Annotated in this window: 16 protein-coding genes; 2 read left to right on the top strand and 14 right to left on the bottom strand. The window is 64.6% G+C overall.

What is annotated here, in order from left to right; all coding sequences use genetic code 11:
- Window positions 1-63 precede the first annotated feature (63 nt).
- On the bottom strand, window positions 64-732 hold the full coding sequence (locus HCU76_RS21620; RefSeq protein WP_213954299.1) for an RlmE family RNA methyltransferase: 669 nt from the start codon (window positions 730-732) through the stop codon (window positions 64-66).
- Window positions 733-814: 82 nt separating this feature from the next.
- Here HCU76_RS21620 and HCU76_RS21615 point away from each other — a divergent pair, with 82 nt between their 5' ends.
- Both HCU76_RS21615 and HCU76_RS21610 read left to right on the top strand, forming a co-directional pair.
- Window positions 815-1,294: a YhbY family RNA-binding protein gene (locus tag HCU76_RS21615; RefSeq protein ID WP_213954298.1), complete on the top strand. Its 480-nt coding sequence runs from the start codon at window positions 815-817 to the stop codon at window positions 1,292-1,294.
- A 3-nt stretch (window positions 1,295-1,297) separates the two neighbouring features.
- Window positions 1,298-2,065 (top strand): glycosyltransferase, encoded by a 768-nt coding sequence (locus tag HCU76_RS21610; protein ID WP_213954297.1) that lies wholly within the window; start codon window positions 1,298-1,300, stop codon window positions 2,063-2,065.
- 4 nt (window positions 2,066-2,069) lie between these two features.
- Here HCU76_RS21610 and HCU76_RS21605 read toward each other — a convergent pair whose 3' ends face one another.
- The 13 genes from HCU76_RS21605 to bamA form a co-directional block, all read right to left on the bottom strand.
- Window positions 2,070-2,504: a DUF4149 domain-containing protein gene (locus HCU76_RS21605; RefSeq protein ID WP_213954296.1), complete on the bottom strand. Its 435-nt coding sequence runs from the start codon at window positions 2,502-2,504 to the stop codon at window positions 2,070-2,072.
- 5 nt (window positions 2,505-2,509) lie between these two features.
- Complete coding sequence (gene greA / locus HCU76_RS21600; RefSeq protein WP_213954295.1) at window positions 2,510-2,986, bottom strand: transcription elongation factor GreA; 477 nt, start codon at window positions 2,984-2,986, stop codon at window positions 2,510-2,512.
- Between the two features lie 64 nt (window positions 2,987-3,050).
- Window positions 3,051-3,920: a Kdo hydroxylase family protein gene (locus HCU76_RS21595; protein WP_218510600.1), complete on the bottom strand. Its 870-nt coding sequence runs from the start codon at window positions 3,918-3,920 to the stop codon at window positions 3,051-3,053.
- Window positions 3,921-4,006: 86 nt separating this feature from the next.
- Window positions 4,007-7,231, bottom strand: coding sequence for a carbamoyl-phosphate synthase large subunit (gene carB / locus HCU76_RS21590; protein ID WP_218510599.1), 3,225 nt, complete (start codon window positions 7,229-7,231; stop codon window positions 4,007-4,009).
- Window positions 7,224-8,408: a glutamine-hydrolyzing carbamoyl-phosphate synthase small subunit gene (carA, locus tag HCU76_RS21585; protein ID WP_218510598.1), complete on the bottom strand. Its 1,185-nt coding sequence runs from the start codon at window positions 8,406-8,408 to the stop codon at window positions 7,224-7,226. The genes carB and carA overlap by 8 nt, the downstream gene beginning before the upstream one ends.
- Before the next feature lie 138 nt (window positions 8,409-8,546).
- The gene (locus tag HCU76_RS21580) at window positions 8,547-9,326 is read right to left on the bottom strand and encodes an RNA methyltransferase (protein ID WP_218510597.1); all 780 of its coding nucleotides are present in this window, start codon (window positions 9,324-9,326) and stop codon (window positions 8,547-8,549) included.
- Window positions 9,323-10,030 carry a ribonuclease HII gene (gene rnhB, locus HCU76_RS21575; protein WP_213954290.1) on the bottom strand — a complete coding sequence of 236 codons (708 nt, stop codon included), beginning with the start codon at window positions 10,028-10,030 and terminating at the stop codon, window positions 9,323-9,325. The genes HCU76_RS21580 and rnhB overlap by 4 nt, the downstream gene beginning before the upstream one ends.
- Window positions 10,002-11,153, bottom strand: a complete 1,152-nt coding sequence (lpxB, locus tag HCU76_RS21570; RefSeq protein WP_218510596.1) for a lipid-A-disaccharide synthase — start codon at window positions 11,151-11,153, stop codon at window positions 10,002-10,004. The genes rnhB and lpxB overlap by 29 nt, the downstream gene beginning before the upstream one ends.
- A 48-nt stretch (window positions 11,154-11,201) precedes the next feature.
- On the bottom strand, window positions 11,202-11,990 hold the full coding sequence (gene lpxA, locus HCU76_RS21565; RefSeq protein WP_218510595.1) for an acyl-ACP--UDP-N-acetylglucosamine O-acyltransferase: 789 nt from the start codon (window positions 11,988-11,990) through the stop codon (window positions 11,202-11,204).
- A 13-nt stretch (window positions 11,991-12,003) separates the two neighbouring features.
- Window positions 12,004-12,450 carry a 3-hydroxyacyl-ACP dehydratase FabZ gene (gene fabZ, locus HCU76_RS21560; RefSeq protein WP_213954287.1) on the bottom strand — a complete coding sequence of 149 codons (447 nt, stop codon included), beginning with the start codon at window positions 12,448-12,450 and terminating at the stop codon, window positions 12,004-12,006.
- A gap of 16 nt (window positions 12,451-12,466) precedes the next feature.
- The gene (gene lpxD, locus HCU76_RS21555) at window positions 12,467-13,435 is read right to left on the bottom strand and encodes a UDP-3-O-(3-hydroxymyristoyl)glucosamine N-acyltransferase (RefSeq protein WP_218510594.1); all 969 of its coding nucleotides are present in this window, start codon (window positions 13,433-13,435) and stop codon (window positions 12,467-12,469) included.
- 13 nt (window positions 13,436-13,448) lie between these two features.
- Window positions 13,449-14,009, bottom strand: coding sequence for an OmpH family outer membrane protein (locus HCU76_RS21550; RefSeq protein WP_213954285.1), 561 nt, complete (start codon window positions 14,007-14,009; stop codon window positions 13,449-13,451).
- Window positions 14,009-16,435, bottom strand: a complete 2,427-nt coding sequence (bamA, locus tag HCU76_RS21545) for an outer membrane protein assembly factor BamA (protein ID WP_218510593.1) — start codon at window positions 16,433-16,435, stop codon at window positions 14,009-14,011. The genes HCU76_RS21550 and bamA overlap by 1 nt, the downstream gene beginning before the upstream one ends.
- Window positions 16,436-16,457 lie beyond the last annotated feature (22 nt).

Raw genomic sequence — 16,457 nt, 5'->3', positions numbered from 1 at the left:
ACCCCAGCAGCCACAGGCTAAGCACGGTTATGTCCCGAAATGGGCCGTTATTCGTCGGACGTATCAATGCGTATCTGTAGTCCGGAGCCCGATGCCCACGAGGAAGGTTTCCGCCGACTTGTCGCGCGAGGCCTTCGGTTTCACCTTCTTGACCACCTTGAACGTGTCCTTGAACAGCTTGTTCAGCGGGTCGTAGCTGCTGCCGTGGAACAGTTTGGTCACCAGGGCGCCTTCGGGCCTCAGGTGCTGATTCGCGAAGTCGACCGCAAGTTCCACCAGATGCGCGATGCGCGCTGCATCGGCCGACGCAATGCCCGAGAGATTGGGTGCCATGTCGGAGACCACGACGTCGGCCTTGCGGCCTTGCATTGCCTCTTCCAGGCGCGCCAGCACCTCCGGCTCGCGAAAGTCGCCGAGCAGGAAGTTCACGCCCTCGATCGGCTCCATGGGCAGCATGTCGAGCGCGATGATGGTGCCGTCCAGCTGGCCCGATGCCGCCCCGCCCGGAGCCATGCGGCGCCGGGCGTACTGGCTCCAGGCGCCTGGTGTCGAACCGAGGTCGATGACGAGCTGGCCCGGCTTGATCAGCCCGAGCGTCTCGTCGATTTCCTTGAGCTTGTACGCGGCGCGGGCGCGGTAGCCCTCGCGGGTCGCCAGCTTGACCCAGGGGTCGTTGATGTGGTCGTGCAGCCAGGCCTTGTTGACCTTCTTGCCGGTGGACTTGGTGCTCATGGGAAACGGATCTGGTGGGCTGCGCAGCGTCGAAAAGCAGGGAATGCAAGGGATCGTTTCACAGTGGTTCGATAATACGGCCATGCCCGCCATTCAATTGACCCCCGCCCAACGCAAGGAGCACCGCTCCGAAGCGCACCACCTGAACCCCATCGTGATGATTGGCAGCGACGGGCTCACCCCCGCCGTCACCAAGGAAGCCGATGCCGCGCTGAAGGCTCATGGCCTGATCAAGATCCGCGTGTTCTCGGACGACCGGCTCGCGCGCGACGCCATGCTGCATACGCTGGCGGACACGCTCGGCGCCGCGCCGATCCAGCACATCGGCAAGTTGCTGGTGCTCTGGCGCCCCAAGGTGGAGAAGGTCAAGGAGATCGACGAGGACCGGATGCCCGGCCCGCGTGACATCAAGGTCGTCAAGTACAGCAAGCGTGCCGGCCAGCGCCCCGAGATCAAGACGCTGCGGGTGCTCGGCAACCAGCGCCTGACGGCCGGCGGCAACATCAAGCGCGCCAAGCCGCGCAAGCCGCTCTCGGTCAAGAAGCAGCGCCAGGCGGACTGAGCGATGGCGGCGGAGCCAACGGCGCAGCCGATGCGCCACGTCGTCTGCATGAAGTGGGGCACGAAATACGAGGCCACCTACGTCAACAAGCTCTACGCGATGGCACGCCGCCATCTGACGGGTGACTTCCGTTTCATCTGCCTGACGGACGACAACGTCGGCATCCGCAGCGAGGTCGAGTGCTTTCCGATTCCGCGCCTCGACATCCGCCCCGAGGCCGCCGGCGTGCGCGACCGCGCCTGGCGCAAGCTCACCACGCTGAGCCGCGACCTGCCCGATGTCTATGGATTGCATGGCCAGGCCTTGTTCCTCGACCTGGACATCGTGGTGGTCGGCAGCCTGGACGAATTCTTCACCCAGCCCGGCGAGTTCGTGATCATCAAGGACTACCGGCGTCCGTGGCGCGTGACCGGCAATTCATCGGTGTACCGCTACACGATCGGCGCCCATGCCGACGTGCTGGACTACTTCCGCGCGAACGAAACCGCCATGCGCGAGAAGTTTCGCAACGAGCAGACCTACCTGTCGGACTATGTGCACGCGCAGGGCAAGCTGTCGTACTGGCCCAGCGACTGGTGCCCGAGCTTCAAGTACGGCGGGATTCCGATCTGGCCAAGTAACTACTGGCGGCGGCCCTTCGTGCCGGAAGGCGCACGCGTGATGATCTTCCACGGCGAATGCAATCCGCCTGATGCACTGGCCGGCCGCCGTAACCGCCGGTTCCGCTTCATTCGCCCCGCCACCTGGGTGGCCGAGCACTGGCACGAATAGGCGATCAGTTCAGCGGTGGGTCCGACTGCCGCAGCACGCGCCAGAGCACCACCGCCGCGCAGACCCATTGCAGCAGGTACATGCCGCTGCCGACGGCATGCCACAGCGGCAGGTTGTCGCGGGCCACGATGCGCGGCGCGACGCCGAACTCGCCCAGCAAGGCCAGCAGAAGCCCCGACAACACGAACGGCAATGCCGCGTGGACCCGCGCTGCCACATCAGGCATGCGGGCGGACCGGCTCATCATCAATAGCAACATGGCGCAGCCCAGCGACACCCAGGTCTGCGCCGTGAACAACCGGGCTGCCATGCCGCCCGCCATGGCGGGGGTCGGCAGGTTCTTGAACAAGAGCGGCACGACCAGGAAACCGATCGTGCCCAGGCTGCCCCACCAGAGCGCCGCGACAAATCCGGGCAGGCGCGCAACGAGGCCGCGCATCCTCGTCAGACGTAGTGAACCGCGACGATTTCGTACCGCTTGAGGCCGCCGGGCGCCTGCACTTCGGCGGTGTCGCCCTCTTCCTTGCCGATCAGCGCGCGGGCGATGGGGCTGGAGATGTTGATGAGGCCCAGCTTCAGGTCGGCCTCGTCCTCGCCGACGATCTGGTACTTGACCGCTTCGCCGGTTTCTTCTTCCTCCAACTCGACCGTGGAGCCGAACACGACGCGTCCACCCGCATCGAGCGCCGCCGGGTCGATGATCTGGGCTGCCGAAAGCTTTCCTTCGACTTCCTGGATGCGGCCTTCGATGAAGCCCTGGCGGTCCTTGGCGACTTCGTATTCGGCGTTTTCGCTCAGGTCGCCCTGGGCACGGGCCTCGGAGATGGCATTGATGACCCACGGGCGGTCGACCGTTTTCAGACGGTGGAGTTCTGCGCGAAGCTTCTCTGCGCCGCGCTTGGTGATCGGAATAGTGGCCATGGTTTGTAGTCTCAAAAAGCGAAACCGCCGAACGTCGCCGTTCGGCGGTTTCAGAGGGTGCGGATCAGACGAGGGTTCGTCCAGTCAGCCGGCTCAGGATCGCCAGCGGACTTGCCTGCGGATTGTATTGGCTTGCAGCGGGCAAATGAAGGGTCTGCTCCGCCATGAACTGGCCCGACATCACGGCATGCGAAGTCTGGTCAGAGAAGCAAACCCACACCGATCCCGGGGGGAACGGCACGGTCTCCTGCGGCGACGATTTCTGGTAGTCCATGTCGGACTTCATTGCGTCGTGGAGTTGCAGCATCAGGTGGTCGTATTCGCTGCGGAAAGACTTGGTGACGTGCAATATCTTGAGCACGCTGGCTTGCAGGTGCGAATAGGGCTTGGCGCGTGGCAAGAAGCGCTGGGCAACGGCCTCGAAGGGCTCGCCGACGCGCCAGACGCGCGGTGCACCCTGGGGATTGAGGTTGGTGAACACGCGCAGGATGCGCTCGCCGTAATTGGGGCGCGACGGAAAGGAATCGACATGCAGGCGGCGATCGTCGGCACGCCACGATTGCACGCGCGATTCGACCTGGGCCGGCCTGTAACTGGTCGGCGCCATGCGCAAGGATGGGCTGTAGTGCGGCAGCAATCCGTCGATGAGCTGGCGCGCCTGCGAACGGAACCGCCCGATCATGGCTTCGGCGGCACGCTGGACGGATTCGTCGCCCTCCACGCCCTTCAGCTTGCCGCCGCCATCGAGGCTGATGTTGCGCACACCCTTCGCCAGCAGCGCCGGGTCGAGCAACCTGGCTTCGGATGGCAAGAGTTCGAAACCCAGGCGCGGAAAGTACAGGACCTTGCCGGCTTCGAGCGCAGTGATCCACGCATCGTTGGGCCGCGCAACCGCCCAATCGGCCAGATCGACTTCTACAACTTGAGATTCCATGGGGCCGGTACTCCGTTCAGAACCATGGCGAGACCGACGTCCGCCGGCCCGCTGAAATCGCCCACGGAAGTGGACAAACACGAAGGTTACTGCACAAGCTGCGCGTGCATTTCCTGCACCGAGATCACGCTCAGCTCGTTCATGTGCTTCATGCCTTCGACAGCGGCTTCCGCGCCGAAGATGGTCGTGATGGTCGTCACGCGCGCGAGCAGGGCCGAGGTTCGGATCTGGCGCGAGTCGGTGATCGCATTGCGGCGCTCCTCGACCGTGTTGATCACCAATGCGATCTCGTTGTTCTTGATCATGTCGACGATGTGCGGGCGGCCTTCGGTGACCTTGTTGACCACCGCGCAGGTCACGCCAGCCGCGTTGAGCGCCGCCGCCGTGCCCTTGGTGGCGATCAGGTCGAAGCCGAGCGTGGCCAGCCCGCGCGCGACTTCAACGGCGCGCGCCTTGTCGTTGTTCTTCACCGAGATGAAGACCTTGCCGGACTTCGGCAGGTGCGTGCCGGCGCCGAGCTGCGACTTCACGAAGGCTTCGCCGAAGGTCTTGCCCACGCCCATCACTTCGCCGGTCGACTTCATCTCGGGGCCGAGGATGGTGTCCACGCCCGGGAACTTGACGAACGGGAACACGGCTTCCTTGACGCTGAAGTACGGCGGGGTGACTTCCTTCGTAACGCCCTGCTCGGCCAGCGACTGGCCGGCCATGCAGCGTGCCGCCACCTTGGCGAGTTGAATGCCGGTGGCCTTGCTCACGAAGGGCACGGTGCGCGAGGCGCGGGGATTGACTTCCAGCACGTAGATCACGTCCTGGCCGTCCTTCTCCTGGATGGCGAACTGCACGTTCATCAGGCCGACCACGTTGAGCGCCTCGGCCATCGCGGCGCTCTGGCGCTTGAGTTCGGCGATCGTCGATGCCTTGAGGCTGTACGGCGGCAGCGAACAGGCGGAGTCGCCCGAATGCACGCCGGCCTGCTCGATGTGCTCCATCACGCCGCCGATCAGCGTGGCGCCGGTGGCGTCGCGGATGCAGTCGACATCGCATTCGACGGCGTCGTTCAGGAAGCGGTCCAGCAGCACCGGCGAATCGTTGCTCACCTTCACGGCCTCGCGCATGTAGCGCTCGAGGTCGCGCTGCTCGTGCACGATTTCCATGGCGCGGCCGCCGAGCACGTAGCTCGGGCGGACGACCAGCGGGTAACCGAGTTCGGCGGCCTTGGTGAGCGCTTCGGGTTCGGCGCGCGCGGTGGCGTTCGGCGGCTGGCGCAGGCCCAGCTTGTGCAGCAGTTGCTGGAAGCGTTCGCGGTCTTCGGCCGCGTCGATCATGTCGGGCGAGGTGCCGATGATCGGCACGCCGTTGGCTTCGAGGCCAAGCGCGAGCTTCAAAGGCGTCTGACCGCCGTACTGCACGATCACGCCGACGGGCTTTTCCTTGTCGACGATCTCCAACACGTCTTCCAGCGTCAACGGCTCGAAGTAAAGGCGGTCCGACGTGTCGTAGTCGGTCGACACGGTCTCGGGATTGCAATTGACCATGATGGTCTCGTAGCCGTCTTCGCGCATCGCCAAGGCTGCATGCACGCAGCAGTAGTCGAACTCGATGCCCTGGCCGATGCGGTTCGGTCCGCCGCCGAGCACCATGATCTTCTTGTTGTTCGTCGGCGCGGCTTCGCACTCGTCCTCGTAGGTCGAGTACATGTAGGCGGTGTTGGTCGCGAACTCGGCTGCGCAGGTGTCGACGCGCTTGTAGACCGGGCGCACGCCCAGGGCGATGCGCTTCTCGCGGATGGCCGTGTCGGTGGTCTTCAACTGGAATGCCAGGCGGCGGTCCGAGAAGCCCTTCTTCTTGAGTGCCAGAAGCGTGTCACGGTCGATGTCGTCGAGCGTCTTGGCTTCCAGCTCAAGCTCGATCTTCACGATCTCCTCGATCTGCACCAGGAACCACGGGTCGATCTTCGTCAGCGCGAAGACTTCACCGACGCTCAGGCCCATTGCGAACGCATCGCCGACGTACCAGATGCGCTCGGGGCCGGGCTCGCCCAGTTCCTTCTCGAGCACTTCGCGGTCTTGCGTCTTCTCGTTCATGCCATCGACGCCGACTTCCAGGCCACGCAGCGCCTTCTGGAACGATTCCTGGAAGGTGCGGCCCATGGCCATCACCTCGCCAACCGACTTCATCTGCGTCGTCAACCGCGAGTCGGCCTGTGGGAACTTCTCAAAGGCGAAGCGCGGGATCTTCGTGACCACGTAGTCGATGCTGGGCTCGAACGAAGCGGGCGTTGCACCACCGGTAATCTCGTTGCGCAGTTCATCGAGCGTGTATCCCACGGCCAGCTTGGCCGCAACCTTGGCGATCGGAAAACCCGTGGCCTTGGAGGCCAGTGCCGACGAACGCGACACACGCGGGTTCATCTCGATGACGACCATTCGGCCGTCCTTCGGGTTGATCGAGAACTGCACGTTGGAGCCGCCCGTGTCCACGCCGATCTCGCGCAGCACGGCCAGGGATGCGTTGCGCAGGATCTGGTATTCCTTGTCGGTCAGCGTCTGGGCCGGCGCCACGGTGATCGAATCACCGGTATGAACGCCCATCGGGTCCAGGTTCTCGATCGAGCAGACGATGATGCAGTTGTCCGCCTTGTCGCGCACCACTTCCATCTCGTACTCTTTCCAGCCGAGCAGCGACTCTTCGATCAGGAGTTCGTTGGTCGGCGAGGCTTCCAGGCCGCGCTTGCAGATCGTCTCGAATTCTTCCGGGTTGTAGGCGATACCGCCGCCCGTGCCGCCGAGCGTGAAGCTGGGGCGAATGACGGTCGGGAAGCCGACCGACCGCTGCACAGCCCAGGCCTCGTCCATCGAATGCGCGATGCCCGAGCGCGCCGAGCCCAGACCGATCTTGGTCATCGCGTCCTTGAACTTCAGGCGGTCCTCGGCCTTGTCGATGGCCTCGGGCGTGGCGCCGATCAACTCGACCTTGTACTTGTCGAGTACGCCGTTGCGCCACAGGTCGAGCGCACAGTTCAGCGCGGTCTGGCCGCCCATGGTCGGCAGGATTGCGTCGGGGCGCTCCTTGGCGATGATCTTCTCGACCGTCTGCCAGGTGATCGGCTCGATGTAGGTGACGTCGGCCGTGGCCGGGTCGGTCATGATCGTCGCGGGGTTGCTGTTGATCAGGATGACCTTGTAGCCTTCTTCGCGCAGTGCCTTGCAGGCTTGCACGCCGGAGTAGTCGAACTCGCAGGCCTGGCCGATGATGATCGGGCCGGCGCCGATGATGAGGATGCTCTTGAGGTCTGTGCGCTTAGGCATTCTTGTTCTCCGCCTTGTTCTTTTCCATGAGTGCCGTGAAGCGGTCGAACAGGTAGCTGATGTCGTGCGGGCCAGGCGACGCTTCCGGGTGGCCCTGGAAGCAGAAGGCCGGCTTGTCGGTGCGCGCCAGGCCTTGCAGCGTGTTGTCGAACAGGCTGATGTGCGTGGGGCGCAGGTTGGCCGGCAGCGTCTTCTCGTCGACTGCGAAGCCGTGGTTCTGGCTGGTGATGCTCACGCGGCCGTTGTCGAGGTCCTTCACCGGATGGTTCGCACCGTGGTGGCCGAACTTCATCTTGAAGGTCTTGGCGCCGGAGGCCAGCGCCATGATCTGGTGACCCAGGCAAATACCGAAGGTCGGGATGCCGGTCTCGATCAGTTCTTTGACGGCCGTGATCGCGTATTCACAAGGCTCCGGGTCGCCGGGGCCGTTGGCCAGGAAGATGCCATCGGGTTTCAGCTTGAGCACGTCGGCCGCGGGCGTCTGCGCGGGCACGACCGTGATGCGCGCGCCGCGCTGGGCGATCATGCGCAGGATGTTCTTCTTGACGCCAAAGTCGTAGGCGACGACGTGGAACCTGGGCGTGATCTGCACGCCGTAGCCCGCACCGAGCTTCCATTCGGTCTGGTTCCATTCGTAGGTCTGCTTGACCGACACGACCTTGGCCAGGTCCAGACCCGACATGCTCGGTGCACCCTTGGCGGCAGCGATGGCCTTGTCGATCAGCGCCTGCGTCACCGCTTCGCCTTCGGCCAGCCCCAGGATGCAGCCGTTCTGCGCGCCATTCGTGCGCAGGTGGCGCGTGAGCTTGCGCGTGTCGATGTTGGCAATGGCGACCGTCTTGCCGGCCACCAGGTATTCACTGAGCGTCGCCGTCTTGCGGAAGTTGGATGCGACGAGCGGCAGGTCCTTGATGATCAGGCCAGCGGCGTGGATCTTGTCGGCCTCGATGTCTTCCAAGTTGACGCCGTAGTTGCCGATGTGCGGATACGTGAGCGTCACGATCTGCTGGCAATAGCTGGGGTCGGTCAGGATTTCCTGGTAACCGGTCATGGCGGTGTTGAACACCACTTCGCCGGTGGTGGCGCCGGTGGCGCCAATCGAGTTGCCTTGAAAGACCGTGCCGTCTGCAAGCGCCAGGATGGCGGGCGGGAAAGCTCCCTTGAGAGACAAAAGCACTGGGATTCTCCGAATGGATGACGCCCAGAGTGCACCCAGGATCTGACTCGAAGGGTGCGACTTTCGTCGAGGAGTACGGCTAGTGCGCTGTGGGCGGGGGGTGTATGCGGGAAAGCCCTTGATTATAGCCGGCGCAGTTCAGGCTTTTGCCGAGGCTGCGCTTGCGTGAAGGCATATCGCCGCCGCAGCGGCAACATTGAGTGACTCTTCGCCGCCCGGTTGCGCGATGCGGATGTGGTGGGTCGCGCGCGCTTCCAGTTCGGGCGATACGCCCTGCCCTTCGTGCCCCATGAGCCAGGCGCAAGGATGCGGAAGGCGGGCCTTGTGCAGCCAATCGCCCCGGTGCGAACTGGTCGCCACCAGCGGCACCCGCAACGCATCGAGCGCGTCGACCGTGATACCTTCAATCAGCCGCAGAGCGAAATGCGCGCCCATGCCGGCCCGCAGCACCTTGGGCGCCCAGAGCGCGGCGGTGCCCTTGAGCGCCACCACCTGCATGAATCCGAACGCCGCGGCACTGCGCAGGATCGAGCCCGCATTGCCCGCGTCCTGCAGCCTGTCCAGCACGACCGTGGGCGCATCCGCGATCAGTTCCGCCCGGGCCGGCAGTTCGAGCACGAAACCCATCGGCGCGGGCGACTCGAGTCCGCTGACGGCGGCCAGCAGCGCGTCCGCAACGACGACAGTCTTGCCGGCGGACCGCGACCAGTCCGGCGGCGCCGACGGCCAAAACGACTCGGAGAAGACGGCAACGGCCGGGCGCACGCCACGCGCGAGCGCCGCGCGGCACAAGTGGTCGCCTTCGAGCCAGAGCCTGCCCATCTTGCGATAGGCTCCAGGCTCCTGCGCCAGTTTGCGAAGCTCCTTCAGCAGCGGGTTGTCGCGCGACGTGATGTGCTGGACCTCGGGCGAGGTCATTGCGCGGCCACGATCCCGGTCGTCCCGACGACGACCCCATTCGCGACCACGACCTCATGCGTGACGGCGATGTTGCCCGTGCCCATGCGCGCATATGCAGCCGCAACGGGGCTGAACGAACGTCGGTGATGCACGCAGGCTCCGTGTCGTTCCAGCGCCTCCATGTGCTCCGGCGTGCCGTAGCCCTTGTGATTGGCAAAGCCGTAGTGCGGGAACTCCAGGTGCAGCTGCTCGCACAGGCGGTCGCGGTGCACCTTGGCCAGGATCGAGGCGGCCGAAATGGCTTTCACCCGCGCATCACCCTTGACGATGGCTTCGGCCAGCACGTCGAGCACCGGCAGCCGGTTGCCATCGACCAGCACCTTCGCCGGCTTGAGCCGCAGGCCGTCCACGGCGCGACGCATGGCCATCATCGTCGCCTGCAGGATGTTGAACTGGTCGATCTCGTCGACGCTCGCCTGCGCCACCGAGCAGCAAAGCGCCTTCGCCATGATCTGGTCGTGCAGGCGCTCGCGTTGCAGCGCGGTCAGCGTCTTCGAATCGGCCAGTCCTCGAATGGGCCGCAGGTCGTCGAGGATCACCGCGGCGGCAACGACCGGGCCGGCCAGCGGGCCGCGGCCGGCCTCGTCCACGCCGGCCATCAGGCCCGGCGCATCCCAGACCAGCGGGGCCTGTTCAGCCTTCAAGAACTTTCTGGATCGCATCGGCGCAAAGTGTCGGGGTGTCGCGGCGCAATTCCTCGTGCACCGTCGCAAAACGCTGCTCCAGCGCCGCGACCTTGTCCGGCGACGACAACCAGGTCAGCGTGGCATCGGCCAGCGCTTCCGGCGTGGCGGCATCCTGTAGCAACTCGGGCACGACGAATTCGCCGCACAGTATGTTCGGCAATCCGACCCACGGTTGCAACTGCTGCCGCTGCATGAGCCGCCACGAGAGCGAGTGCATGTTGTAGGCGATCACCATCGGCCGCTTGAACAGCGCGGCCTCCAGCGTGGCGGTGCCGCTGGCGATCAGCGTTGCGTCGCACGCGGCCAGCGCAAGGTGCGACTGGCCTTCCAGCAGCTTCACCTTGCCGGCCATCGGACTGACCGTCAGCATTTGCTCGAGTTCGGCGCGCAAGGCAGGAATGGTGGGTGCGATGAACTGGACTTCAGGGCGTGCACGCTGCATCAGCGCCGCCGCCGCGAAGAACCTCGATGCGAGGTAGCGCAGTTCGGAACGCCGGCTGCCTGGCAGCAGTGCGACGACGGGCACGTCGGGCTCGATGCCGAGCGCAGCGCGCGCTGCGGCCCGGTCCGGCACCATCGGCACCACGTTGGCAATCGGATGACCGACGTAGCTGGCGGCAATACCCAGCTTTTCGAGCAGTGCCGGTTCGAACGGAAAGATGCACAACACGTGGTCGGCTGCCGCACGGATCTTGTCGGCCCGGTCGGCACGCCAGGCCCAGATCGAAGGGCAGACGAAATGAACCGTCTTCATGCCGCGGCTGCGCAATCCGGCTTCCAGGTCGAGGTTGAAGTCGGGTGCGTCGACGCCGATGAAAAGTTGCGGCCACTCGCGCAGCAGGCGGGCCTTGAGCTGGCGGCGAATGCCGGCGATCTCGGCATAGTGGCGCAGTACTTCGATATAGCCGCGCACCGCGAGCTTCTCCTGCGGCCACCAGCTTTCAAAGCCGTGGGCCAGCATTCGCGGACCGCCGATGCCGACCGAACGCATGTCCGGCCAACGCGCCTGCAAGCCATCCAGCAGCAGGCTCGCCAGCAGATCGCCGGACGCTTCACCCGCAACGAGTGCGAACCGGTGTTGTGCCGAAGAGCTCGTCATTTCAGCGTGCCATGGCGCTGCGCGCCGGGGGCGCAGGCGGGGAGGCCGTCACCGTGCGATGCCGCGCGTGCTGGCGGCGAGGAAGTCGCTCATCAGCGCGACATCGGCCGCAGCCTCGGGCACCTCGGCGGCCAACGCACTGATCGCGCTGCGCGCATCGTCCAGCGTGCGGCCCTGGCGATACAGCAGGCGGTGCATCTGCTTGACTGCTGCCAGCCGCTCCGCCGTGAAGCCGCGACGGCGCAAGCCGATGACGTTGAAACCCCGCACCGCCATCGGATTGCCGTCGACCAGCATGTAGGGCGGCACGTCCTGCGACACCGCCGTGGCAAAGCCGACCATCGCATGCGGGCCGACCTTCACGAACTGGTGGATTCCCACCAGGCCGCCGATCGTCACCCAGTCGCCCAGGTCGACATGTCCCGCCAACGTGGTGTTGTTCGACAGTGTGGTGTGGTTGCCGACATTGCAGTCGTGCGCAATGTGGCAGTAGGCCATGATCCAGTTGTCATCGCCGACGCGCGTGATGCCTCCCGCCCCGGGCACGCCCAGGTTGAAGGTGCAGAACTCGCGGATGATGTTGCGGTCCCCGATGACCAGTTCGGTGGGTTCTCCGGCGTACTTCTTGTCTTGCGGAATCGCGCCGATCGAGGAGAACTGGAAGATCCGGTTGTCGGCGCCGATGGTGGTGCGCCCTTCGATCACGCAGTGGGCGCCGATGGTCGTGCCCGCCCCCACCCTCACATGAGGACCGATGACCGCATAGGGGCCCACGGTGACCGTCTGGTCGAGCTGCGCCCCGGAATCGACGATGGCCGTCGCGTGGACTTGCGTCATGCCCGCGCGCAGCTCAGTTGATTTGACGCATCGCGCACATCAGCGTCGCTTCGCAGGCGAGCTCGGTGCCCACCAGCGCGCGGCCGCTGAACTTCGAGATGCCGGCCTTCATGCGGTCGATGGTGACCTCCAGCGTGAGCTGATCGCCCGGCTCCACCGGCCGCTTGAAACGCGCGCCGTCGATGGCGGCAAAGTAATAGACCGTGTTGTCGTCGGGCACCATGTCCAGCGAATGAAAAGACAGCAGCGCGGCAGCCTGCGCCATGGCTTCGAGCATCAGCACGCCCGGCATCACCGGCCGGTGCGGAAAGTGGCCGTTGAAGAACGGTTCGTTCATCGTCACGTTCTTCAGTGCCGTGATGCGCTTGCCCTTTTCCATCGAGAGCACCCGGTCCACCAGCAGGAACGGATAGCGGTGCGGCAACAATTTGAGAATCTGGTGGATATCGAGCGTCGTCATGGTTCCTGTCCTGCAATCACTTCTTTTCGAGGGCCTTGATCCGGTCGCGCAAGGCATGGAGTTGCCGCAGCGTGGCCGCGTTCTTCTCCCACGCGGCATTGTCGTCGATGGGGAACACGCCGGTGTACTGGCCAGGCTTGAGGATGGAACGCGTCACGAGCGATGCAGCCGAGATATGAACGCCTTCGGCCAGCGTGAGATGACCCAGCACCATGCCCGCGCCACCGACCGTGCAATGCGGCCCGATGACCGCACTGCCGGCGACGGCCGAGCATCCCGCCATGGCCGTGTGCTTGCCGATGCGCACGTTGTGGCCCACCTGGATCAGGTTGTCGAGCTTGACGCCGTCCTCGATCACCGTGTCTTCCAGCGCGCCGCGGTCAATGCAGGTGTTGGCGCCGATCTCGACATCGTCACCGATGCGCACTGCGCCCAGTTGCTCGATCTTGACCCAGGTGCCCCGGTCCGGCGCCAAGCCGAAGCCGTCGGCGCCGATCACGACGCCGGGATGCAGCAAGCAGCGCGCACCGACCTGGCAATCCTCGCTCACGGTCACGCTCGACTTCAGCACCGTGTCGGCCCCGATGCATGCGCCCCGCTCCACCACGCACAACGGGCCAATGCGCGCCGTCGGATCGATTTGGGCCTCCGGATCGACCACCGCGCTGGGGTGTATGCGCGGCTGACTGTCCGGCCTGGCGTGGGCACGCTTCCAGAATTGCGTGAGCCGCGCAAAGTAGAGATAAGGATCGGGCGTGACGATGAAGGCGCCGCGCGCCGCTGCCTGCTCGCGCATTGCCGGCGACACGATCACGCAAGCCGCGAGCGAAATGGCCAGTTCCTTCACCAACTTCGGATTGCTCAGGAAGCTGAGCGAATCGGGACTGGCGTTTTGAAGGGGCGCGAGCCGCGCAATCTCCAGGTCCGCGTCGCCCTGGAGTTCCCCCCCCAGGGCATCGACTATGGCTCCGAGGCGCAACGCCACTCCCGTCGCCGCCTTACTTGCCTGGACCGGCGCCCGTACCCGTACCCGTACCAGCCGCCGTGGACGCGTTCAGCGCCTTGATCACCTTGTCGGTGATGTCGTGCTTGGGGTTGATGTAGATCGCCTCCTGGAGGATGGCGTCGTACTTCTCGGCCTCGGCGACTTGCTTGACCACGCGGTTGGCGCGCTCGTACACGGCCTGCAATTCCTCGTTCTTGCGCGCGTTCAGGTCTTCCTGGAATTCGCGGCGCTTGCGCTGGAACTCGCGATCCTGGTCGACCAGCTGGCGCTGGCGCGTGGCGCGCTGTGTTTCGGTCAGCGTGGGCGCCTCGCGCTCGAACTTTTCGGAAGCGGCCTTCAGGGCCTCACCCTGCGCCTGGAGATCCTTGTCCCGCTTGGAGAATTCCGCTTCCAGCTTGGCCTGGGCCGCCTTGGCGGTCGTGGCCTCGCGCAGCACCCGATCGGGATTCACGAAGCCGACGCGAAAGGTCTCCTGCTGCGCTTGCGCTGGCGCCGCGCACAGCGCAAAAACGGGGATCAACAGGGTGCCAAAGGCACGGGCCAAATGAGTCATTAAAAGGCGGTTCCGATCTGGAATTGAACGCGCTGAATTCTATCCTTGGACACCGCCGGCGGAAGCAGCGGATTGTTGGTCGCATTCGGGATTTCCTTTTGCTGCTTGACCGGGATCGCGTACGCGATCCGCAGTGGGCCGAGCGGCGAAACCCAGCTGATGCCGAGGCCCACGGACGCGCGAATTTTTTGCTGTGCATCCCATTGCGCATCGGTTTCGGTCGTCCTGTGGTCCGCGAACACATTGCCGGCATCGAAGAAGCCATAGAGGCGCAGCGTGCGGTCGTTGCCCGCCCCGGGGAACGGCGTGCCAAGCTCGGCGTTGAAGATGGCCTTCTTGGTGCCACCGACCGCGGCGCCTTCGGTCTGGCCCGGGAACGGGGTGTCCTTCGGGCCCAGCGAGTTCTGCTCAAAGCCGCGAACCGAGCCCAGGCCGCCCGCATAGAAGTTCTTGAAGATCGGGTAGTCCTTGTTGCCGTAGGCCTTTCCATAGCCAACCTCGGTGTTGACAGCGAAGGTGTACTGCTTGTTGATCGGGAAGAACTGCTGGTACTGGTAGCTGCCGCGGTAGTACTGCATGTCGCCAGCCACACCCACTTCAAGGTTAGCGCGTTGAAGCCTGCCGCGCGTCGGCACCAGTGCGCTGTCGCGATCGTCGCGAGACCAACCCACCGTCAACGGAATGCCCCACTTGTTGTTGTCCGAACAGTTGAACCCGGACACTGTGATACCGCAGCCGAAGTAGTCCTTGTAGGACTGCGGCGTATACAAGGCCGCCTGGCTGCCCGGTTTGAACTGGTAACTCTCGGCGCCGACCCCGAAGAACACCGTGTCGACTTCGCTGAACGGCACGCCGAAGCGAATGCTCCCGCCGGTGCTGTTGAGGCGGTAGGTGCCGTCCACCGTGTCGTTGTAGGGGCTGGTCGAGGTGTGAAAGACGCTGAAGGTGCGCGAGATACCGTCCTTGGTGAAATAGGGATCGGTCGTGTTCAGCGAAATGACGCGGTTGTACTTGCTGGTGTTGACGTTCAGGCCCAGGAAATTGCCGGAACCGAAGGCGTTTTCCTGCGTGATGCCGAACGTGATGGAGACCTTGTCCGCCGTGGAGAAGCCAGCCCCCAACTGCAGCGTACCGGTCGGCTTTTCAACCAGGACCACACTGAGGTCGACCTGGTCCGGGATTCCGGGGATTTCCTGCGTGTCGACGTTCACTTCGGTGAAGTAGCCGAGCCTGTCGATGCGGTCGCGCGACAACTTGATCTTGTCGCCGTCATACCACGAGGCCTCGAACTGGCGGAACTCGCGCCGGACCACTTCGTCGCGCGTGCGGTTGTTGCCGGCGATGCTCACCCGGCGCACGTAGACGCGGCGCGCCGGCTCGGCCACCAGGTTCATGGTGACGGTGTTGTTGGTGCGGTCGACATCCGGACGCGCCTGCACACGCGCGAACGCATAGCCGAAGGAGCCGAAGTAGTCCGTGAAGGCCTTGGTGGTCTGGGCCACCGCCTCGCCGTTGTAGGGCTCGCCAGGCTTGATCGTCACGAGCGACTTGAACTCGTCGTCGCGGCCCAGGTAGTTGCCCGCAAGCTTGACGCCCGCAACCGTGAACTTCTCACCCTCGGTGATGTTGACCGTGATGGAGAGATCCTGCCGATCGGGCGAGATGGCGACCTGCGTCGAATCGATGCGGAATTCGAGGTAGCCGCGCGTGATGTAGTAGGAGCGCAGCGTCTCGAGGTCGGCGTTGAGCTTGGCCCGCGAGTACTGGTTCGACTTGGTGTACCACGAGAGCCAGCCACCGCTGTCCTGGTCGAACAGGCCCAGCAGGGTCGACTCGCTGTACTCCTTGTTGCCGACGATCCGGACTTCCCTGATGCGGGCGGAATCGCCTTCGTTCACCGAGAAGGTCAGGTTCACCCGATTGCGCTCGGTCGGCGTGACCGTGGTGATGATGGTTGCGTTGTAGAGGCTGCGGCTGATGTACTGGCGCTTGAGTTCCTGCTCCGCGCGGTCCGCCAGCGCCTTGTCGAACGGCCGGCCTTCGGCCAGGCCGATCTCGCGCAGCGCCTTGGTCAGGGCCGCCTTGTCAAATTCCTTGGCGCCGGCGAAATCAACACTGGCAATGGTAGGCCGCTCCTCGACGATGACCACCAGCACGTTGCCGTTCACGTCGATGCGCACATCCTTGAACAAGCCCAGGTCGAACAGTGCGCGGATCGCAGCGGAGCCGCGCTCGTCGCTGTAGGTATCGCCCACCCGAAACGGCAGCGAAGCGAAGATGGTGCCGGGTTCGACGCGCTGCAGCCCTTCGACGCGGATGTCGCGCACCGTGAAAGGCTCAACGGCCCAGGCGGCGGTGGCGGCCAGCGCGCCCGCAACCAAAGCGACCACGCTGCGCATACGAAAGCGACTGTTTGACTTATTCATCTGAGAAGTAACCGGCGCGGAA

Source organism: Variovorax sp. dw_308, from assembly GCF_019207085.1.
GTDB lineage: Bacteria > Pseudomonadota > Gammaproteobacteria > Burkholderiales > Burkholderiaceae_C > Variovorax.
The sequence above is the reverse complement of the archived record's forward strand: the minus strand, read 5'-3'. Positions and strand labels throughout refer to the sequence as shown.